General features: G+C 66.8%; 18 protein-coding genes. 2 read left to right on the top strand and 16 right to left on the bottom strand.

The features are described from left to right. Positions 1-9: 9 nt before the first annotated feature. From rimO to ACODTJ_RS05930, 14 genes are all read right to left on the bottom strand, one after another. On the bottom strand, positions 10-1,329 hold the full coding sequence (rimO, locus tag ACODTJ_RS05995) for a 30S ribosomal protein S12 methylthiotransferase RimO (RefSeq protein ID WP_454657066.1): 1,320 nt from the start codon (positions 1,327-1,329) through the stop codon (positions 10-12). Between the two features lie 104 nt (positions 1,330-1,433). Continuing rightward, positions 1,434-2,300 carry a sulfurtransferase gene (locus ACODTJ_RS05990; RefSeq protein ID WP_454657065.1) on the bottom strand — a complete coding sequence of 289 codons (867 nt, stop codon included), beginning with the start codon at positions 2,298-2,300 and terminating at the stop codon, positions 1,434-1,436. Beyond that, entirely contained in the window at positions 2,297-2,734 is a 438-nt protein-coding gene (locus tag ACODTJ_RS05985) for an OsmC family protein (protein WP_400506786.1), read from the bottom strand. The genes ACODTJ_RS05990 and ACODTJ_RS05985 overlap by 4 nt, the downstream gene beginning before the upstream one ends. A gap of 126 nt (positions 2,735-2,860) precedes the next feature. Continuing rightward, entirely contained in the window at positions 2,861-3,907 is a 1,047-nt protein-coding gene (locus ACODTJ_RS05980) for a sulfate/molybdate ABC transporter ATP-binding protein (protein ID WP_454657064.1), read from the bottom strand. Positions 3,908-3,931: 24 nt separating this feature from the next. After that, positions 3,932-4,822, bottom strand: a complete 891-nt coding sequence (gene cysW, locus ACODTJ_RS05975) for a sulfate ABC transporter permease subunit CysW (RefSeq protein WP_454657063.1) — start codon at positions 4,820-4,822, stop codon at positions 3,932-3,934. Continuing rightward, positions 4,815-5,711: a sulfate ABC transporter permease subunit CysT gene (gene cysT / locus ACODTJ_RS05970; RefSeq protein WP_454657062.1), complete on the bottom strand. Its 897-nt coding sequence runs from the start codon at positions 5,709-5,711 to the stop codon at positions 4,815-4,817. The genes cysW and cysT overlap by 8 nt, the downstream gene beginning before the upstream one ends. Positions 5,712-5,721: 10 nt before the next feature. Continuing rightward, complete coding sequence (locus ACODTJ_RS05965; protein WP_454657061.1) at positions 5,722-6,762, bottom strand: sulfate ABC transporter substrate-binding protein; 1,041 nt, start codon at positions 6,760-6,762, stop codon at positions 5,722-5,724. Between the two features lie 192 nt (positions 6,763-6,954). Continuing rightward, entirely contained in the window at positions 6,955-8,412 is a 1,458-nt protein-coding gene (cysG, locus tag ACODTJ_RS05960; protein ID WP_454657060.1) for a siroheme synthase CysG, read from the bottom strand. Further along, positions 8,409-8,660 carry a hypothetical protein gene (locus ACODTJ_RS05955; protein WP_454657059.1) on the bottom strand — a complete coding sequence of 84 codons (252 nt, stop codon included), beginning with the start codon at positions 8,658-8,660 and terminating at the stop codon, positions 8,409-8,411. Before ACODTJ_RS05955 ends, cysG begins: the two co-directional genes overlap by 4 nt. Positions 8,661-8,663: 3 nt before the next feature. Beyond that, positions 8,664-9,188: a DUF934 domain-containing protein gene (locus ACODTJ_RS05950; RefSeq protein WP_454657058.1), complete on the bottom strand. Its 525-nt coding sequence runs from the start codon at positions 9,186-9,188 to the stop codon at positions 8,664-8,666. Beyond that, positions 9,175-10,845, bottom strand: coding sequence for a nitrite/sulfite reductase (locus tag ACODTJ_RS05945; protein ID WP_454657057.1), 1,671 nt, complete (start codon positions 10,843-10,845; stop codon positions 9,175-9,177). The genes ACODTJ_RS05950 and ACODTJ_RS05945 overlap by 14 nt, the downstream gene beginning before the upstream one ends. A 5-nt stretch (positions 10,846-10,850) precedes the next feature. Beyond that, positions 10,851-11,207 (bottom strand): DUF2849 domain-containing protein, encoded by a 357-nt coding sequence (locus ACODTJ_RS05940; protein ID WP_454657056.1) that lies wholly within the window; start codon positions 11,205-11,207, stop codon positions 10,851-10,853. Then, positions 11,207-11,521, bottom strand: a complete 315-nt coding sequence (locus ACODTJ_RS05935) for a 2Fe-2S iron-sulfur cluster-binding protein (RefSeq protein WP_257732935.1) — start codon at positions 11,519-11,521, stop codon at positions 11,207-11,209. Before ACODTJ_RS05935 ends, ACODTJ_RS05940 begins: the two co-directional genes overlap by 1 nt. 355 nt (positions 11,522-11,876) lie before the next feature. Continuing rightward, complete coding sequence (locus ACODTJ_RS05930; protein WP_454657055.1) at positions 11,877-12,851, bottom strand: Gfo/Idh/MocA family protein; 975 nt, start codon at positions 12,849-12,851, stop codon at positions 11,877-11,879. A gap of 159 nt (positions 12,852-13,010) precedes the next feature. Here ACODTJ_RS05930 and ACODTJ_RS05925 point away from each other — a divergent pair, with 159 nt between their 5' ends. Further along, positions 13,011-14,126, top strand: a complete 1,116-nt coding sequence (locus tag ACODTJ_RS05925) for an acyltransferase family protein (RefSeq protein ID WP_454657054.1) — start codon at positions 13,011-13,013, stop codon at positions 14,124-14,126. 11 nt (positions 14,127-14,137) lie between these two features. Here the strand turns inward: ACODTJ_RS05925 and ACODTJ_RS05920 are convergent, their stop codons facing one another. Next, positions 14,138-15,451: an O-antigen ligase family protein gene (locus ACODTJ_RS05920; protein ID WP_454657053.1), complete on the bottom strand. Its 1,314-nt coding sequence runs from the start codon at positions 15,449-15,451 to the stop codon at positions 14,138-14,140. Between the two features lie 204 nt (positions 15,452-15,655). Here ACODTJ_RS05920 and ACODTJ_RS05915 point away from each other — a divergent pair, with 204 nt between their 5' ends. After that, positions 15,656-16,696, top strand: coding sequence for a zinc-dependent alcohol dehydrogenase family protein (locus ACODTJ_RS05915; protein ID WP_454657052.1), 1,041 nt, complete (start codon positions 15,656-15,658; stop codon positions 16,694-16,696). 14 nt (positions 16,697-16,710) lie between these two features. Here the strand turns inward: ACODTJ_RS05915 and ACODTJ_RS05910 are convergent, their stop codons facing one another. Beyond that, positions 16,711-18,186: a radical SAM/SPASM domain-containing protein gene (locus ACODTJ_RS05910; protein WP_454657051.1), complete on the bottom strand. Its 1,476-nt coding sequence runs from the start codon at positions 18,184-18,186 to the stop codon at positions 16,711-16,713. Positions 18,187-18,300: the final 114 nt, after the last annotated feature.

Genomic DNA, 18,300 nt, shown 5'->3' with positions numbered 1-18,300 from the left:
ACGTTTCGCTCAGACAGCCACGCCGTGGAGGTCGTAGGCGTCGGCACGCTCGATCTTCACAGTAACGATGTCGCCGGCGCGCAGAGGCCGGCGGCTCGCGACATAGACATTGCCGTCGATCTCCGGCGCGTCCCATTTCGAGCGGCCCTTGGCGACCGTCGGTCCGGCCTCGTCGATGATGACCTGGATACGCTTGCCGACGCGGCCCTTGACGATGCGGGTGGAGATTTCCGCCTGCGCCTTCATGAAGCGGTGCCAGCGGGCTTCCTTCACCTCTTCCGGGACGAGGGCGAGGCCGAGATCGTTGGCTGGCGCGCCCTTCACCGGCTCGTACTTGAACGCGCCGACGCGCTCCAGCTTCGCTTCCTTCAGCCAGTCGACGAGGATGTCCATGTCCTCTTCGGTCTCGCCGGGGAAGCCGACGATGAAGGTCGAGCGGATGGCGAGGTCCGGGCAGATGTCGCGCCATTTGCGGATGCGGTCGAGCGTGCGGTCCTGATGGGCCGGGCGCTTCATCGCCTTGAGGACGTTCGGCGAGGCATGCTGGAACGGGATGTCGAGATAGGGCAGCACGAGCCCTTCCTGCATCAGCGGGATCACCTCGTCGACATGCGGATAGGGATAGACATAGTGCAGGCGCACCCACATCCCCATCTGACCAAGTTCCTTGGCGAGCTCGAAGAAGCGGGTGCGGATCTCGCGATCCCTGAACATCGAGGGCGCATACTTGATGTCGAGCCCGTAGGCGCTGGTGTCCTGCGAGATCACCAGCAGTTCCTTGACGCCGGCCTTGGCCAGCTTCTCGGCCTCGCGCAGCACGTCGCCGATCGGTCGCGAGACGAGGTCGCCGCGCAGCTTCGGGATGATGCAGAAGGTGCAGCGGTTGTTGCAACCCTCTGAAATCTTGAGATAGGCATAGTGCCGCGGCGTCAGCTTCACGCCCTGGTCGGGCACGAGATCGACGAAGGGGTCGTGCTTCGGCGGCACCGCCTGATGCACGGCCGAGACGACGCTCTCATAGGCCTGCGGGCCGGTGATCGCGAGCACGTTCGGGAAGACGTCACGGATCTGCTCGGGCTCGGCGCCCATGCAGCCGGTGACGATGACCTTGCCGTTCTCGGCCATGGCCGAGCCGATCGCCTCCAGCGACTCCGCCTTGGCTGAGTCGAGGAAGCCGCAGGTGTTGACGATGACGAGGTCGGCTCCGGCATGGCTCTTGGAGAGCTCGTAGCCCTCGGAGCGCAGCGAGGTGATGATCCGTTCGGAATCGACCAGCGCCTTGGGGCAGCCCAGCGAAACGAAGGAGATTTTCGGCGCGACGGCGTTCATCGGCTGATGGCTCGGTTCAGAATGTCAGGAAGCGCCGCGCGTCAGGGCACGCGATCGGCGCTTCCTTTGAACCTTTTCAAGCTGATTTGCAATCGAAAGCGCGATCAGGCCGCCTTGCCGGTCGCGACCGGGCGGTCCGGATCCTGTGTCCAGTCGGTCATCGAGCCGTCATAGAGCGCGACCTCGTCACGGCCGAGCACCTCCGACAGCACGAACCAGTTCGCCGCTGCCGAGTGGCCGGTATTGCAATAGGAGACGACCGGTCCCTGCGGTACGACCGCGAAGAGCTGTTCCAACTCACTGGCGGCCTTGAGCTTGCCGTTGCCGGGTTCGAAGGCGCCGGCATAGTCGCGCTGGATCGCGCCGGGGATATGGCCGGCCCGCGCGGCTTCCGCCGATTTCTCGCGGCCTTCGAAATAGCTGGGGCCGCGCGCATCGACGAGGCTCGCCTGCTTGCTTCGGGAGGCAACGAGGGTCGAATCCGCGGTGCTGCGCAGGCCCTGCTGCGCCACGACCGGATAGGGGGCTGCGCTCTTCGGAGCCGAGGCACCAGTTGCGACCGGGCGCTTCGGATCGGCCGTCCAGGCCTTGAAGCCACCGTCGAGGATCGCCTGCTGGCCATGGCCGATGAACTTCAGCGTCCAGTAGACCCGCGCCGCCGCGGCGAAATCGGTGGCGGCCGTGCCGGCCGGGACGATGACGACGTCGTCATGCGGCTTGATGCCGAGCCGCCCGGCGAGCGCGGCGAGATGGTCGAGCGGGGGCAGCATTCCGGGCGCATTGCCGATCCTCGCGCGCCAGCCATCGGCGGCATAGTCGGAATGGACCGCACCGGGGACATGGCCGGCCTCGAAGGCCGCCTTCGCACCGTCGGCAGTGGTGCGGATATCGATGATGACGAGGTTCTCGTCGCCGAGCCGCGCGGCGAGCGCGTCCGGCGTGATCAGTCCGGCGAATTCAGCCCGGCTCATTCAGCGGCTTCCTTGTGCAATTCGTCGATCACTTCGAGGCTGTAGCTCATCTCGGCGGTCGCCCCGAGCATGATCGAAGCCGAACAGTACTTTTCCTTCGACAATGTGACGGCCCGCTCCGCCTTGGCATGAGACAGGCCCTTGCCGGTGATGCGGTAGGCGAGGTGGATCTTGGTGAAGACCTTGGGGTCGGTCGTGGCGCGCTCGGCCTCGACATCGACCTCGCAGCCGGTGATGTTCTCGCGGCCCTTCTTGATCATCCCGACGACATCGAAAGCCGTGCAGCCGGCGAGCCCGATCAGCAGCATTTCCATCGGGCGGATGCCGAGATTGCGCCCGCCATATTCCGGCGCGCCGTCCATGATCATGGCGTGTCCGCTGCCGGACTCGCCCATGAAGGCCATGCCATCAACCCATTTCGCGCGTGCTTTCATGGCGATCTCCCGTCCGGATCGAGCGCCGGCTGCCGAGATGGCGGCCGGATTCGCCCGGGAGGCTATGGCATCGGGCCGGAAAGGGGAATCCGGTTTTCGCAGGCCGCGATGCGCGAAATTGCGGGGTCAGGCGGCGGCGAACAGGTTGCCATGCGTGATGCGCAGCCGGATGCGCTCGCCGATCGCGGGGGCGACCTGGCTGGCGAGATCGACCTCGAGCCGCTTCTTCAGCCCTTCGACCGCGACTTCGGCCCTGCGGATGGGCCCGTTGCGGCGCAGGTGCTCGACCGTGCCGGGCAGGGCCAATGGCGTCTCGTCGACGATGCGCAGATGCTGCGGCCGGACATAGAGCGAGGCCGGGCCGCCCTGGTTCTGTGACAATCCGCCCAGCACCGGCCGGTCGCCGAAGAAGGCCTGGCTGCCCACCACCTTGACAGGTAGCTTGTTCACCTCGCCCAGGAACTCGCAGATGAAGGGCGTCGCCGGGTGGTCGTAGACATCGTCGGCCGAGCCGACCTGCTCGATGCGGCCCTCGTTCAGGATGGCGACGCGGTCGGCCAGCTCCAGCGCCTCTTCCTGATCGTGGGTGACGAAGACGGTGGTGTGCCCGGTGCGGCCATGCAATTCGCGCAGCCAGGCGCGCAGGTCCTTGCGGACCTTGGCGTCGAGCGCGCCGAAGGGCTCGTCGAGCAGCAGGACGCGCGGCTCGATGGCGAGCGCGCGGGCGAGCGCGACACGCTGGCGCTGGCCGCCCGAAAGCTGGCTCGGATAGCGCTTCTCCAGCCCCGGCAACTGAACGAGTTCGAGCAAGTCTCTGACACGCTTGCGGATTTCGTCGTTGCTCGGGCGCTCGTGGCGTGGCCGGGACTTCAAGCCGAAGCCGATATTCTCGGCGACGTTCATCGTCTTGAACAACGCATATTGCTGGAAGACGAAGCCGATGCGGCGGTCGCGCAGCGAGAGGTTGCGCGTATCGGTTTCGCCGAACAGCACGCGGCCGCGATCGGCCTCCTCCAGCCCGGCGATCAGGCGCAAAAGCGTGGTCTTGCCCGAGCCCGAGGGGCCGAGCAGCGCCACCAGTTCCCCCGGCTGGATATCGAGCGAGACGCCCCGCAGCGCCGGGAAGTTGTCGAAGCGCTTTTCGATGGTCTCGATGGTAACGGCGACCGACATGGCGAGAAATCCTTCGTCTGTGGGTCAGTGACGGCGGCTGGCGGCGATCACATCGCCATAGTGCCATTCCAGCAGGGTCTTGAGCACGAGGGTGATCAGCGCCAGCCCCGCCAGCAGCGAGGCCACCGCGAAGGCGGCCGCGCCCATGTACTCGTTGTAGAGGATCTCGATATGCAGCGGCATGGTGTTGGTCAGGCCCCGGATCTTGCCCGAGACGACCGCGACGGCCCCGAATTCGCCCATTGCGCGGGCGTTGCAGAGCAGGACGCCGTAGAACAGGCTCCATTTCACGTTCGGCAGCGTCACGCAGAAGAAGACGCGCCAGGGCGAGGCGCCGAGCGTCAGCGCCGCCTCTTCGTCGGATGACCCCAGCGACTGCATATGCGGGATCAGTTCGCGTGCCACGAAAGGGAAGGTGACGAAGACGGTGGCGAGGATCAGGCCCGGCAGGGCGAAGACGATCTTGAGATCGTTTGCCTGCAGCCACGGCCCGAGATAGCCCTGCGCTCCGAAGAGCAGCACGAAGACGAGGCCCGAGATCACCGGCGAGACCGAGAAGGGCAGGTCGATCAGGCTGATCAGCAGGTTCTTGCCGCGGAACTCGAACTTGGCGACGGCCCAGGCCGCGGCGATGCCGACGACGATATTGAACGGCACCGCGATCGCGGCGACGAGCAAGGTCAACCGGATCGCTGCCAGCGCATCGGGTTCGGTGATCGCGGCACGATAGGCTTCCCAGCCCTTGGCGGCGGCCTCGATGAAGACCGTGACCAGCGGCAGCAGCAGGAAGAGCAGCAGGAAGGCGAGGGAAACCGCGATCAACACGAACTGAACGACGGGGCTCTCGCCGCGCGCACGGCTGGGGCTGCGTGTCGGCGCGGCTGTGGCAGCGGAGGGCAGGGTCGCGTCAGACATCGCCGAACCTCCGGCGGGCGCGGGCCTGGATCAGGTTGCCGGCGAGGATCAGCGCAAACGAGATCAGCAGCATCATCGTCGCCACCACGGCTGCGCCCGCATAGTCGAACTGCTCCAGCCGGATCACGATCAGCAGCGGGGCGATCTCGGAGATCATCGGCACGTTGCCGGCGATGAAGATCACCGAGCCGTATTCCCCGACCGCCCGCGCGAAGGCGAGCACGAAGCCGGTCATCAGCGCCGGCAGGACCGGCGGCAGGATAACCCGGAAGATCGTCCGCACGCGGCTGGCGCCGAGCAGGGCCGCGGCTTCCTCGACATCGCTCTGCAACTCTTCCAGCACGGGCTGGACGGTGCGCACGACGAAGGGCAGGCCGATGAAGATCAGCGCCACCATCACGCCGAGGGGCGTATAGGCGACCTTGCCGTCGAAGCCGAAGGAGAGATCGGTGAAGGGGGTGGTCAGCTTGAAGGCGAGCGGTGCCAAGAGCGAGCCGACCCAGCCGTTCGGCGCATAGATCGCCGCCAGCGAGATGCCGGCGACCGCCGTCGGCAGGGCGAAGGGCAGGTCGACGGCGGCATCGATCAGGCGCCGTCCGGGAAATTCATAGCGCACCAGCACCCAGGCCAGGATCAACCCGAAAACGGCGTTGACGAGCGCCGCGAACAGCGCGGCGGTGAAGGAGAGCTTCAGCGCGGCCAACGTCCGTGGTGAGGTCGCCACCGCCCAGATATCGGCGGGGCCGGCGCTGGCAGCCTTCAGGAAGAGTGCGGCCAGCGGAATCAGCACGATCAGCGACAACGCCGTCACGGTGATGCCGAGCGCCAACCCGAAGCCGGGCAGGATGCTCGGCTCACGCCATCGGAAGGTCGTCGTCGCCGCCGTCATGGACAGGTCCTCAGCGCGCTGGCTTGTAGAGCTGGTCGAAGGTGCCGCCATCGCCGAAATGGGTCGGCTGGGCCTTCTTCCAGCCGCCGAACACGTCGTCGATCGTCACGAGATCGACCTTCGGGAAATTGGCGATGTCCTTCGCCTCGGCCGCCTCCGGGTTGCGCGGACGATAGAAGTTCTTGGCGATGATCGCCTGGCCCTTCGGCGTGTAGAGGAAATCGAGATAGGCCTGCGCCTGCTCGCGGGTCTTCTTGGCATCGACATTGGCATCGACCAGCGTGACCGGCGGTTCGGCCAGGATCGACAGGCTCGGCACGACGATGTCGAACTTGTCGGCGCCGAATTCCTTGAGTGCAAGGAAGGCCTCGTTCTCCCAGGACAGGAAGACGTCGCCGATGCCGCGCTGGGTGAAGGTCGTGGTCGCGCCGCGCGCGCCGGTGTCGAGCACCGGGACATTGGTAAGGAGCTTGGCGATGTAGTCGCGCACCTTCGCCTCGTCCTTGTTGAAGGCCTTCTCGGCATAGGCCCAGGCGGCGAGATAGTTCCAGCGCGCCCCGCCCGAGGTCTTCGGGTTCGGCGTGATGATCTGCACGCCGGGCTTCACCAGGTCGCCCCAGTCCTTGATCGCCTTCGGGTTACCCTTGCGGACGAGGAAGACGATCGTCGAGGTATAGGGCGAGGAATTATGCGGCAGGCGCTTCTGCCAGTCGAGCGGCAGCTTTTTCGAGCGCTCGGCGACCGCGTCGATATCGCCGGCCAGCGCCAGCGTCACGACATCGGCGTTGAGCCCGTCGATCACGGTGCGGGCCTGCGCGCCGGAACCGCCATGCGACTGGCGGATCGTCGCGATCTTCCTGTCGGGATTCTTGGCGTTCCATTCGGCGATGAAGGCCGCGTTGATCTCGCGATAGAGCTCGCGGGTCGGGTCATAGGAGACGTTGAGGAGCTCGGTCTGGGCGCGGGCCCCGGCGACGACGCCAAAGCAGAGCGTGAAGGCTCCCAGAACCAGCCCGGCCCGGAGGAGGCGGCTGTAAACGGGTCGCGTCATGTCAGGGCTCCGTTGGTTCACGGCGAGGCTCGGATGAGGCATCGACCCATTCTTAAAAACAAACGAAACGTACTGAATTATCGTCTGCGCCTCAATGACTTAGCGCAAACAGCGCTTTCCAAATTGGGGTGCCGGAGGAGAAAACGCATCTCCGGCGATGACGTTCCACCCGGCAACGAAGCCGGGCCACAGTCAGGCGCGGCGACGATCTTCCGCCGGATTCGCGGCGGAAAGGGCTGGGCCGAAGGCATGGCCGAGCAGGACGAGGACGGGGCCGTTCGTCGGCAATTCGCCGAGTCGTTCCGGCAGGTCGGCGATGGTCGCGGCGACGCGCTGCTCGTCAGGGCGCGTGGCGGCGAGCACGGCGACGGCCGGCGTCTGCGGGTCGAGACCCGCAGCGATGGCGCGCTCGCGGAAGCCGGGCAGGGTGGCCCGCGCCATATAGATCACGGTCGAGGCAGCGGGATCAGCCATGGCGCGCCAGTCGAGATCATCCGGCAGTTCGCCCTTGCGCGAATGGCCGGTGACGAATTGCAGGCGCCGTGCATGGTCGCGATGGGTCAGCGACAGGCCGAGCGAGGCGGCCGCGCCCTGCGCCGCCGATATGCCGGGCACGATCGCTACGGGCACGCCGGCCGCCTGGCAGGCCTCGATCTCCTCGCCGGCACGGCCGAAGATGCCGGGATCGCCGCCTTTGAGCCGCACGACATGTTTGCCTTGGGCAGCAAGCGAAACGATCAGCGCATTGATGTCGCCCTGCTTCACCGAGGGGCCGTAGCCGGTCTTTCCGACCAGCATGCGCTTGGCCTCGCGCCGCGCCAGTTCGAGCACGCCGGGCGAGACGAGATCGTCGTAGAGAATGATGTCGGCGCTCTGCAGCGCACGGATCGCCTTCAGCGTCAGCAGTTCCGGATCGCCCGGCCCGGCGCCGACCAGCGTGACGCGGCCCTTGCCGTTATGCGCGGCTTCGATCTGGGCAAGTCGCGCGAAAAGCTCCGCTTCATCTTCCGGGTTCGGCGTGCGTTCCGGCTCGGCCATGGCCTTGCCGGCGAAGAGCTCCCAGAAGCTGCGGCGCAGCGCGAAGGGCAACTCGCGGGCCTGCACCGCCGGGCGCCAATCGGCAGCCGCCTGCGCCCAGTTCTTCAAGCCGGCAGGCAACAGCGCCTCGATCTTGGTGCGGATCGCCTGCCCGAAGACCGGAGCCGCACCATCCGTGGAGACCGCGACGATCAGCGGCGAGCGGTTGACCAGCGCGCCGAAGGCGAAATCGCAATGCTCCGGCTTGTCGACGATGTTGACGGGCACGCCCGCCTGCCGCGCCGCCGCGACGAAAGACCGGACCGCATTGGCGTCATCAAGATCGGCGACCGCTATCGCCGCATCGGTGAGGTCGTCAGCCTGCCAGGCGCGGTGGTGCACATGCACGCGATGGCCGATTTCGCCCTGCGCCAGCCCTGCGAACAGCGCCTCCGCGCCATCGGCGAAGATATGCAGCTCAGCCCCGGTCGCCGCCAATAACTCCGCCTTCCACAGCGCGCCCTCGGTCCCGCCGGCGAGCACGACCTTGCGCCCGACCAGCTTGTGGAAGAGCGGCAGCGTCGCCAGCGGCTCGATGCGGGCCGCGGTGGATTCGGGCTGTCTTTCGGTCATCGGGTCGTCGCTACGGCCTTCTCGTCTGCCGCGATGCGCTCGTTGTCCGCCGGTGGCGTCAGCAGCCACAGCGCGGCCAGTGCCAGGATGATAAGGCGAAAGCAGAGATCGAACCAGCGCCCGCGTGCCTCGCTCGCAGCCGACCGGGGCAGCAGGGCCTCCAGCTCGGCGTCGGGGCGATCCTCATCGATGCCCAGCGTCGAGCGGGGCTGTTCGATGGAGCCATGTGTCGCGGTCGAGATCGTCATGCCTCACTCCGCTGCGATGGGCGCCGCGGCTCTCGCCGCCCGGCGCTGGTCAAGGACGTTGCGGCCGCTTTCGCCATAGCCGCGCTGGTAGGTCGCGCTGAACGAATCCTTGGCATGCAGCCATTGCGATACCGGCTGGCGGGCCGCGTTCGCCTCCGGCAACTCGATCGTGTCGAAACCGCAGGAGAGGGCATAGGCGAACTGGTCGGCGATCAGCGGGCCGCTGGCGCGGATTTCCCCTGCGAAGCCGGCACGCTTGATCTGGCGGGCGAGGCTGAAGCCGCGCCCGTCCGCATAGGCCGGGAAGGCGATGGCGACGAGCGCCAGCCGCGGCAGGAAGGGCGCGAGCTCGGCGAAGGGCACGTTGTTGGGGATCAGCACGCCGATCACCTGCGCGGGCTCCTGCGTATCGAGCGCCTCGACGAGCACCTCCCAGGGCACGAGCGCGGCCGGGATGTTGCCGATTCCCGCTCCCTCGCTGCGGGTCCAGCGGTCCTCGGCGTTTCCGTTCCGGTCAAGCAGCGGCACGGGCGGTCTCCTGGAATGCGGCCTTGAAGGGCGCGAGGCCGATGCGGCGGACATTGTCGATGAAGCTCTCGCCCTCGCTGCGGGCGGCGAGATAAACGCCGATGATCCGCTCGATCGCGTCCGGCACCTCCTCGGCGGCGAGGCCGGGGCCCAGAATCTCGCCGATCGCGGCATTCTCGGTGGCGTCGCCACCGAGCGTGATCTGGTAGGATTCGATGCCGCGCTTCTCCAGGCCGAGAATGCCGATATGGCCGACATGGTGGTGGCCGCAGGCATTGATGCAGCCGGAGATCTTGATGCCGAGCGGTCCGATCTCGCGCTGGCGGGCCTCATCCGCGAAGCGGCTCTGGATCGCCTGCGCGATCGGGATCGAGCGCGCCGTCGCCAGCGCGCAATAATCGAGGCCGGGGCAGGCGATGATGTCGGTGACGAGCCCGACATTGGCGGTCGCGAGCCCGGCTTCGCCGAGGGCCTGCCAGATCGCGTAGAGGTCGCGCTGGCGAACATGCGGCAGCACGAGGTTCTGCGCATGGGTGACGCGCAATTCGTCGAAGGAATAGCGCTCGGCCAGATCGGCGACGCGGCGCATCTGCTCGCTGGTCGCGTCGCCCGGCGCCTGTCCGGCCGGCTTCAGCGAGATCGTCAGCGCCGTATAGCCCGGCGCCTTGTGCGGGACCGTGTTGACCTCGACCCAGCGGGCGAAGGCCGGGTTCGCCGCCTTGGCCGCTTCCAGCGTGTTGCTGACGGCCGGCAGCACGTCATAGCGCGGCGGCGCGAAATAGGCGGCGATGCGCGCGACCTCTTCCGGATCGGCATTGATCGAGGGGCCGTCGAGCAGGGCGAACTCGGCCTCGACGCGGCGCGTGAACTCCTCGGCGCCGATCTCGTGGACGAGGATCTTGACGCGCGCCTTGTACTTGTTGTCGCGCCGGCCCTCGAGATTATAGACCCGCATGATCGCCTCGAGATAGGCGAGCAGGTCCTTCTTCGGCAGGTAGTCGCGCACGACCTTGCCGATCATCGGCGTGCGGCCGAGCCCGCCGCCGACGCTGATCTCGTAGCAGGTCTCATGCGTGTCGGGGTGCCGACGCAGGCGCAGGCCGATATCGTGGGCCTTGATCACCGCCCGGTCGGCTTCGGCGCCGGTCACCGCAATCTTGAACTTGCGCGGCAGGTAGCTGAATTCGGGATGGGCCGAGGACCATTGCCGGATCAGTTCGGCTGTCGGGCGCGGGTCCTCGATTTCGTCCTGCGCAACGCCGGCGAAATGGTCGGCCGTGACATTGCGGATGCAGTTGCCCGAGGTCTGGATGCAATGCATCTCGACATCGGCGAGCAGGCCGAGGATTTCAGGCACGTCGCGCAGCTTCGGCCAGTTGAACTGCAGGTTCTGGCGCGTGGTGAAATGGCCGTAGCCGCGGTCATAGCGCTCGCCGATCAGCGCGAGCTGGCGCAGCTGGCGCGAATTCAGCGTGCCATAGGGCACGGCGATGCGCAGCATATAGGCGTGGAGCTGGAGATAGACGCCGTTCTTGAGGCGGAGCGGCTTGAACTCGTCCTCGGTCAGCGAGCCGTCGAGACGGCGTGCGACCTGATCGGTGAACTGGGCCACCCGCTCCCGGACGAAACGCTCGTCGAATTCATCGTAACGATACATGGAAATCAGCCCTTCGGCGCGGAGGCGATGCCTTCACCGGCCTGCTTGCCGAGATCGGGACGATTACTGGGGCCGAGCGTCTTGAAGCGCTCGCGGAAATGGCGGGGAACCGGACTGCCGCTCTCGATGGCGACATCGACGAGATAGGCGTCGACGACCTTGTTGCCGCGCAGCTCAGTGGCGGCGAAGGCTTCGAGCCGGTCGGCCGCCGCATCGTCGGCCGCGACCAGCGCGAGCGCAGGGTCGCGGGTCCAGGCCAGTGGATCAGCGCCGTCGATGAAGGCGAAGACGACATCGCCGTCGAGCAGGTCGTTGGCGAGGAGGATCGCCGGCAGGGGAACGCGTTTCGCTGGGGCGGCCATCACGCGGCCTCCGCCAGCGTCAGGGTCAGCCCGTCGAGATCGTCAGCCCAGATGATCTGGCAGGAGAGGCGCGAGGTAGCCTCGATCAGCGGCAATTCGTCGAGCGCGTCGATCTCCTCGTCGCGCGGCTCGGGCAGCTTCCCGGCCCATTCCTGCGCGACGATGACATGGCAGGTACCGCAATCGCAGGAACCGCCGCAGACGCCCTCGATGCCGACCTTGTAGTCGCGCAGGATTTCCATGACCCGCCAGCCTTCCACGGCTTCGAGTTCATGGCTCCGGCCTTGTCGATCGATGACGTTGAGAACTGCCACGATAACGCCCATCCCCGTTCGGTCTTTCGAACAGGGATTTTACGCTACAGGTGGGTTTCGGCTCAATTCACAATGGGTAGTCGGTTTTTTCGAATTATCTGCAAGCTAGAGTAGAATTATCCTGAAGAAGGGTTTTTGGGCCGATCTGCCGCAAATTTATGCCATCCGGGCAGTTTCCAAGGCCACTCTTGTCATTCCGGGGCTTTGCGTAGCGAAGAACCCGGAACCCACGACCGGGCGAGAGGCCTACAAGGCGGCATCGAATGTCTCGCCCCGTCGTGGGTTCCGGGTTCGCGCCTGCGGCGCGCCCCGGAATGACAAGGGTGGCTCTTCCCGAAAACGATCCGTTCGCGCGTCAGGCGCTTTTCAGGATCGTCTCGACGATTTCCTGCACATCGAACGCTTCGCGCAAAGTCGCGAGGTGATGTGGCTCGCCGCGGGTCAGCTTCGCGACGCCTTCGAGCTGGCGCCGCAGCGCCAGCGGGCGTGCCTCGTTCTGGGAGAGCGCCTCCGGATCGGCTTCCCAGCTGCCATCGGGAAGGCGGCGCTCGGCCCGCGACCAGTCGCAGAGCCGGATCGCGCCCTTGTCGCCTTCCAGCGTCCAGACGTTATGGTCGTCCTTCGTGGTCGTACCGACGCTGCCGGTCAGGGTGACGGGCAGGGCGCCCGCGGTCAGCGACGCCTCGATCCGGCGCTCGCTCTTGCCGGCTTCGGGATAGGCCGCCTTGGCGGCAAGCCCGGCGAAAGGCCCGGCGATGCGGCGGGTCAGGAACAGGAAATGCGAGACGACCTCGCGGGTGAAGCCGCCCTGCGCGGTGCGGTCGAGCCAGCCGGCGGCATCGACCTGCCAGGAGCGCGGCCAGCTCGCGAAGGCGACCTCGATCGAGACGTGCTGAGGCGTGCCGATCACGCCCGCGTCGATCCATTCCCGCAAACGCGCGACCGCAGGCGAGGAGGCGAAGGGGAAGTTCACCGCGCCGCGATCGCCGGCCTCGCCGACGAAAGCCCGCGCATCCTCGACATCGACCGCCAACGGCTTCTCGCAGAACACCGCCTTGCCTGCGGCCAACGCAGCGCGCGCATGGCCGAGATGGGAAGAGGGCGGCGAGGCAATGTAGACGCAGTCGCTCGCCGCGATCAGCGCCGCAGTATCGGGCTGCTGCTGGACGACCGGCAGGGCCGCCACGATTCGCGCCATCGCCTCGGTGGAAGGGTCCCAGATGCCGGCGACGCGAAGTGCCGTCGCGGGCTGGTCGAGCGCGGCGCGCAGCATGCGCTCGCCCATGATGCCGGCGCCGATGAGGCCAAGGAAAATCGGGGGTGCGCTCATAGGTCTCTCGCTCGCCTGAAGCCGGGCCGGTCTCGACGGCCCCGTGGAGTGTCCGGTCAGCCTCGGATTAAGACTAACTGCCGGCATGTGTTGAAAGCGGCACGGCCGCCAGTCCATATCGTCACCTGCGCATGATGCAGTTCCGCATCCAGGTGAGGCATGTTCCGGCTCTACCGTTCCCTTCCCAGCGCTGCCGATATCCTGAACCGGAACGGCGGTGAAGGCCCCGGCTTCAATGCGATGCGCCTGATCCTGTCGCTGACCATCCTGGCGGTGCATTCGGGCTGGGTCGCTGGCGCCGATACGAGCCGCGACTGGGAAGGGCTGCACGGCATCTTTCTGATGAGCCTGGTGCCGGCCTTCTTCGCGCTCAGCGGCTTCCTCGTCACCGGCAGCGCCATGCGCACCGATGCTGTTCGGCCCTTCATCACGCTGCGCGCCATCCGCATCGTGCCGGCGCTCTTCGTCGAGATCACCCTGTCGGCGCTGGTGCTCGGCCCGCTGCTGACGACCTGGCTGCTGCGGGACTACGTCGCCGATATCCGGTTCTGGGAGTATTTCGGCAATATCGTCGGGCGCATCCGCTTCGAACTGCCGGGCGTGTTCGAGAGCAATCCCGTCGCGGGCGTGGTCAACCAGAACCTCTGGACCCTCAAGCCGGAATTCTACTGCTACATCCTGATGGCGATCATGATCGCGGTCGGCATCCTCCACCGCCGGCTGCTCTTCGCCGCCCTGTCGATCGCGGTCATCCTCGGCGCCACCATTGCCGCGTTCAAGGTCGGATTCGGCGTCACCGAGGGCAATTACCACTGGACCGTCGTGGTCTTCTATTTCCTGGTCGGCTGCCTGTATTTCCAGTGGCGCGAGCATGTGAAGATGCACTGGCTGCTCTTCGTCGCAGCGCTCCTGGCCTCGGTCGCCCTGATGGCCGCACCGCGCGAATATGCCTTCTTCGTGCCGCCCTTCCTGACCTATTGCGTGGTCTATCTCGGCCTGCTGCCGCTGCATCTGCCGGCGCGGATCAAGAAGCTCGATGTCTCCTACGGCATCTATCTCTACGGCTTCCCGATCCAGCAGGCGATCGTCAGCCAGACCGATTTCGCCCATGGCAATGGACCGCTGCTCTTCGCCATTTCGGCGCCGATCGTCATCGCCTTCGCGCTGGTGTCGTGGCTGTGGATCGAGAAGCCTTTCCTCAAGGTGAAGCCCTACGTGCTCGGCCAGAAGCAATGGCGCAAGGGCAAGGCGGCCGAGCTCGCTCCGGCGGAGTGATCCGCAGCCGGTCAGGACGCTTTCGTCCGCATCCACGCGGCGAGGCCAAGCCCCATCACCGCCATGGCGAACAGCACCCAGAGCGGATCGGCTCGGTTGAGCGGAAAGGACTCCAACATCCCGACATAGGTCATGAAGATCAGGATCATGGCGAAGAGGTCGGCGAGATTACGGTTCGCCGGAATCTGCCGGCTGCGCATGTAGTCGATCAGCGGCCGGCCCATCAGAAACCACGTCACCAGCACCGCGCCGGGCACGCCGAAAGTCAGGGCGGCGTCGAGATAGCTGTTATGGCCGGAGCCGATGCCGCGGATATCCCAGCTCGCCTCGTAGTTTTCTTCGAAACCCGTCACGGCCGGCGTCTGCCAGAAACTGGCATAGCCGTAGCCGAACCAGGGCCGCTCGGAAATACGCTGCAGGGCGAATTTCCAGATCTCGTCGCGGCCCGTGAAGGTCGGATCCGAGATCAGCGCCTTGAGCATGGCATTGAGGGTCGGCGACATTACCGAGCCGACGGTCAGCGCCGCGATCAACGCGACCAGCGCGAGATGGACCAGGACCGCGAGCCCCGGCCGGCCGGTGATGCGCGCCAGCGTGACCACGCCGATGGCGAGCGGCAGGAAGCCCATCGTCGTCTTGGAGCCGCTGTTGAGAACGAAGAGGACGCCGAGCGCAACGACGAGCGCGCCGCGCCAGCGCAGGCCGCTGCGCCAGCCGTAGATGCCGATCATCGCCACGATCGAGAAGACGGGGGCGGCGAAATTCTTGTGCGAGAGATGCCCGCGCCAGTCGCCGGCATGCACGCCCTCGGCCCCCTCCGCGCTGTGGAGGACCAGATGCGGCGCCACGACCAGCATGGCGTAGACCAGAACCAGCAGCACGAGGCAGGCATTGACCGCTGCGGAAGCGAAGCTGCGCTCGTCGCGTGGCAGGACGAGCACGCCCGCGACGACGATCATCACGATCGCGGTGAGCAGAAGCCCGCGCAATGACGCCGTCGGATCGAGCGACTGCGCGATCGAGAGCGCGGCTATGCCGAAGACGACCGCCCAGCGGCCGAAGCCGAGCCGCGCCAGCACATCGCGCTGCGTCAGGCCGAGCATCGCCACGAGAAAAACCAGCCCGAGCCCGAACCAGCCGACCTGGTTGACGATGTTGCCGGTCGACTCACCCGGCGCTGTCTGCTCCGGCACGCCGGCAAAGGGCTGCAGCGACAGCATCAGGATGAACAGCCCGCAGCCGGCGAGGATACCGCCGAGCATGCCGGGTTCGGCCGCGGATCGGGTCGTGTCGCTGATCGTCGAGCCGTGGACGCTGTCGCTCATGGATGTTTCGCGGCCGTCTTCGGAAAGCCCGCCGATGCGGCGGGCCGAGCGCGAACGCACCATAGGCGCGGAATCTTAAGGGGGTCTCACCGTCTCGCCGTCGCCGTCCATGACAGTGACGCAGGCGCACCGCCACGCCGCGCGGTTGACGCGTCCCGCAGCGCTGCCCCATGACACGGGCCTCGACCGAAGGAGGCACGCCCCATGAAAGCCGTCGTCTACGAAGCCTTCGGGCAGGCCCCTGAACTGCGCATCCTGCCGGACCCGACGCCGGAGCCGCACAGCGTTATCATCAAGGTCGAGGCGACCGGCCTGTGCCGCAGCGACTGGCATGGCTGGGTCGGCCACGATCCCGATATCCGCCTGCCGCATGTGCCGGGCCATGAGCTCGCCGGCGTCATCGCCGCGGTCGGCCGCAGCGTCGTGCGCTTCCGCGAGGGCGACCGCGTCACCGTGCCCTTCGTCTCGGGCTGCGGCTCCTGCCCGCAATGCCATTCCGGCAACCAGCAGGTCTGCGACGACCAGTTCCAGCCCGGCTTCACCCATTGGGGCTCGTTTGCCGAGTACGTCCGCATCGACCGCGCCGATTTCAACCTCGTGCGCCTGCCCGAGGAGATCGATTTCGCCACCGCCGCCAGCCTCGGCTGCCGCTTCGTGACCTCGTTCCGCGCCGTGGTCGACCAGGGCAAGGTCTCGGGCGGGCAATGGGTCGCCGTTCACGGCTGCGGCGGCGTCGGCCTCTCCGCGATCATGATCGCCAATGCGCTCGGCGCGAATGTCGTCGCGGTCGATATCTCCGACGACAAACTGCGCCTCGCCCGCGAGGTCGGTGCCGCGGTGACGATCAATGCCAGAACCCAGCCCGATGTCGTCGCCGCCGTGCGCGACGCCACCGGCGGCGGCGCCCATGTCTCGCTCGATGCGCTCGGCCACCCGCAGACCTGCTTCAACTCGGTGGCGAACCTGCGCAAGCGCGGCAAGCATGTCCAGGTCGGGCTCCTGCTGGCGGAGCAGGCGACGCCGCCGATCCCGATGGCGCAGGTCATCGCCCACGAGCTCGAAATCCTCGGCAGCCACGGCATGCAGGCGCATCGCTATGGCGCGATGCTCGACATGATCAGCGCCGGCAAGCTCACCCCGCAACAGCTCGTCGGCCGCCGCATCGACCTCGCCGAATCGATCCCCGCCCTGATGGCGATGGACCGCTTCGAGGGCACCGGCGTGACGATCATCGACCGGTTCTGAACGCCCGGCCTGCGCTAGGCAGGCAGCGGGACCGGATAGAGATGCGTCTCGATGCGCGGGTCGCCGAAGCAGCGCGAGCAGGTCTGGCGCTCCTCGTGGCGCCCGTTCGCGAACTGCTCGTAGACCGTGCGCCGGGCCATGTTCGTGAGCACGCCCGCGAGCGTCTCCTTCGAGAGATCGCCGATGCTGTCGACCCGCTCGAAATCCTGGCAGCAGATCATCACCAGCCCGTCGCTGTCGACGATGAGGTCGTTCACGACATTGGTCCCGCAGCGGATCGGCATCGGCGAGAGCGCCAGGCTGTCGAAGACCGAGCGATCCGAAGCGCAGCGGCTGCTCAGCCCGTCGAGCCCGACCTTGGTGACGTTGCGGTCGTAGAAATACTTCAGGATCGTCGGCAGTTCGCTTTGGTTCACCCGGCTGACGGGTACGCTGACATAGAGATCCTCGCCGAAATCCTCGATCAATTGCTCGACCTTGGGCATGACGCGTTCGAGCCGCAGCGGCGCCATCAGCATCGCATAGGTCTCCGGCACCATCGATTCGATATGCAGCGAGACGCGCACGCCCATCTCGGCCAGCACCTTGTGCTTCGCCCGGTTATAGGCGGCGCCGTTGGTGTTCACCGAGAGCCGGGCATCGGGCAGGAGCTTGCGCGCGATCCGCACCCGCTCCAGCACGAGCGGATCGACCAGCCCGTCGCCGAACAGGCCGAAGGAGAGCTGGTCGTTGATCGACAGGCCGAGCTCGGCGATCTGCTCGATGATTTTCGTGAACAGCGGCATCGGCATCGGCAGGCGCGGGACATGGGCGGTCACCGCCTTGCCGGTCGGGCAATGCACGCAGGAGGCGTTGCACAGGCCGGTGGTGCCGATCGCCACGAAATGCAGCGCCTCGGGCAGGAAATCACCGGCGGGCCCGAGCTGGGCCCGCGCTTGCGCCCGCGCGGCCAGGATCTTGTCGCTCTTCAGCCGCCGGTAGAGCCAGTTCACCTGTTCGTTCCAGGTCTCGGTCTCCATCAGCGCGCTCGCGATGCCTTGCGCCTCGTCGCGCGCGCCGTGCAGCCAGTGATGCAGCCCGAGCATGAAGCGCATCGGCTTGTCGTCCGGGTTGAGCGCCAGCGCCGCTTCGATCTTGCGCAGGGCGGCCTCGCGGCGGCCCCGGCTGGCCGAATCCTGCGGCAGGGCCGGCGGCGCGTCGATGAACAGCTTCTCCGAGACCAGGATCAGCAGATGGTGCACCGGCTCCGGGCTCAGCGACAGCGCCCGCCCGGCTGACCATTTCGCCTCCTCGGCCCGGCCGAGGCGGTTCAGCATCTGCGCCATGAAGAAATGCGGCGCCCAGAATGCGTCCCGCGCCGCGCTGGCCTTGCGATAGGCCAGCAGCGCCTCCGCGAAGCGGCCGTCCTCCTTCAGCGCATGCCCGCATTTCAGCCAGAGCCACGCGCTCGGAAACGCCTCCGCGGCCGGCGGGAGCGCCCTCGCTGCCATAGGCCAGTTCCGCTGACGAAGGGCACGGAGGCCGACATGCAAATCCTTGACCCGCGCCAGAACGTTCAAGTCCAATCCCCGCATCCGTTTCGGCGGGGAAAATAGCTGAAAACC

It is taken from the genome of Allobosea sp. FG18, assembly GCF_057809495.1.
This window is presented reverse-complemented; position numbering and strand designations above follow the sequence as displayed.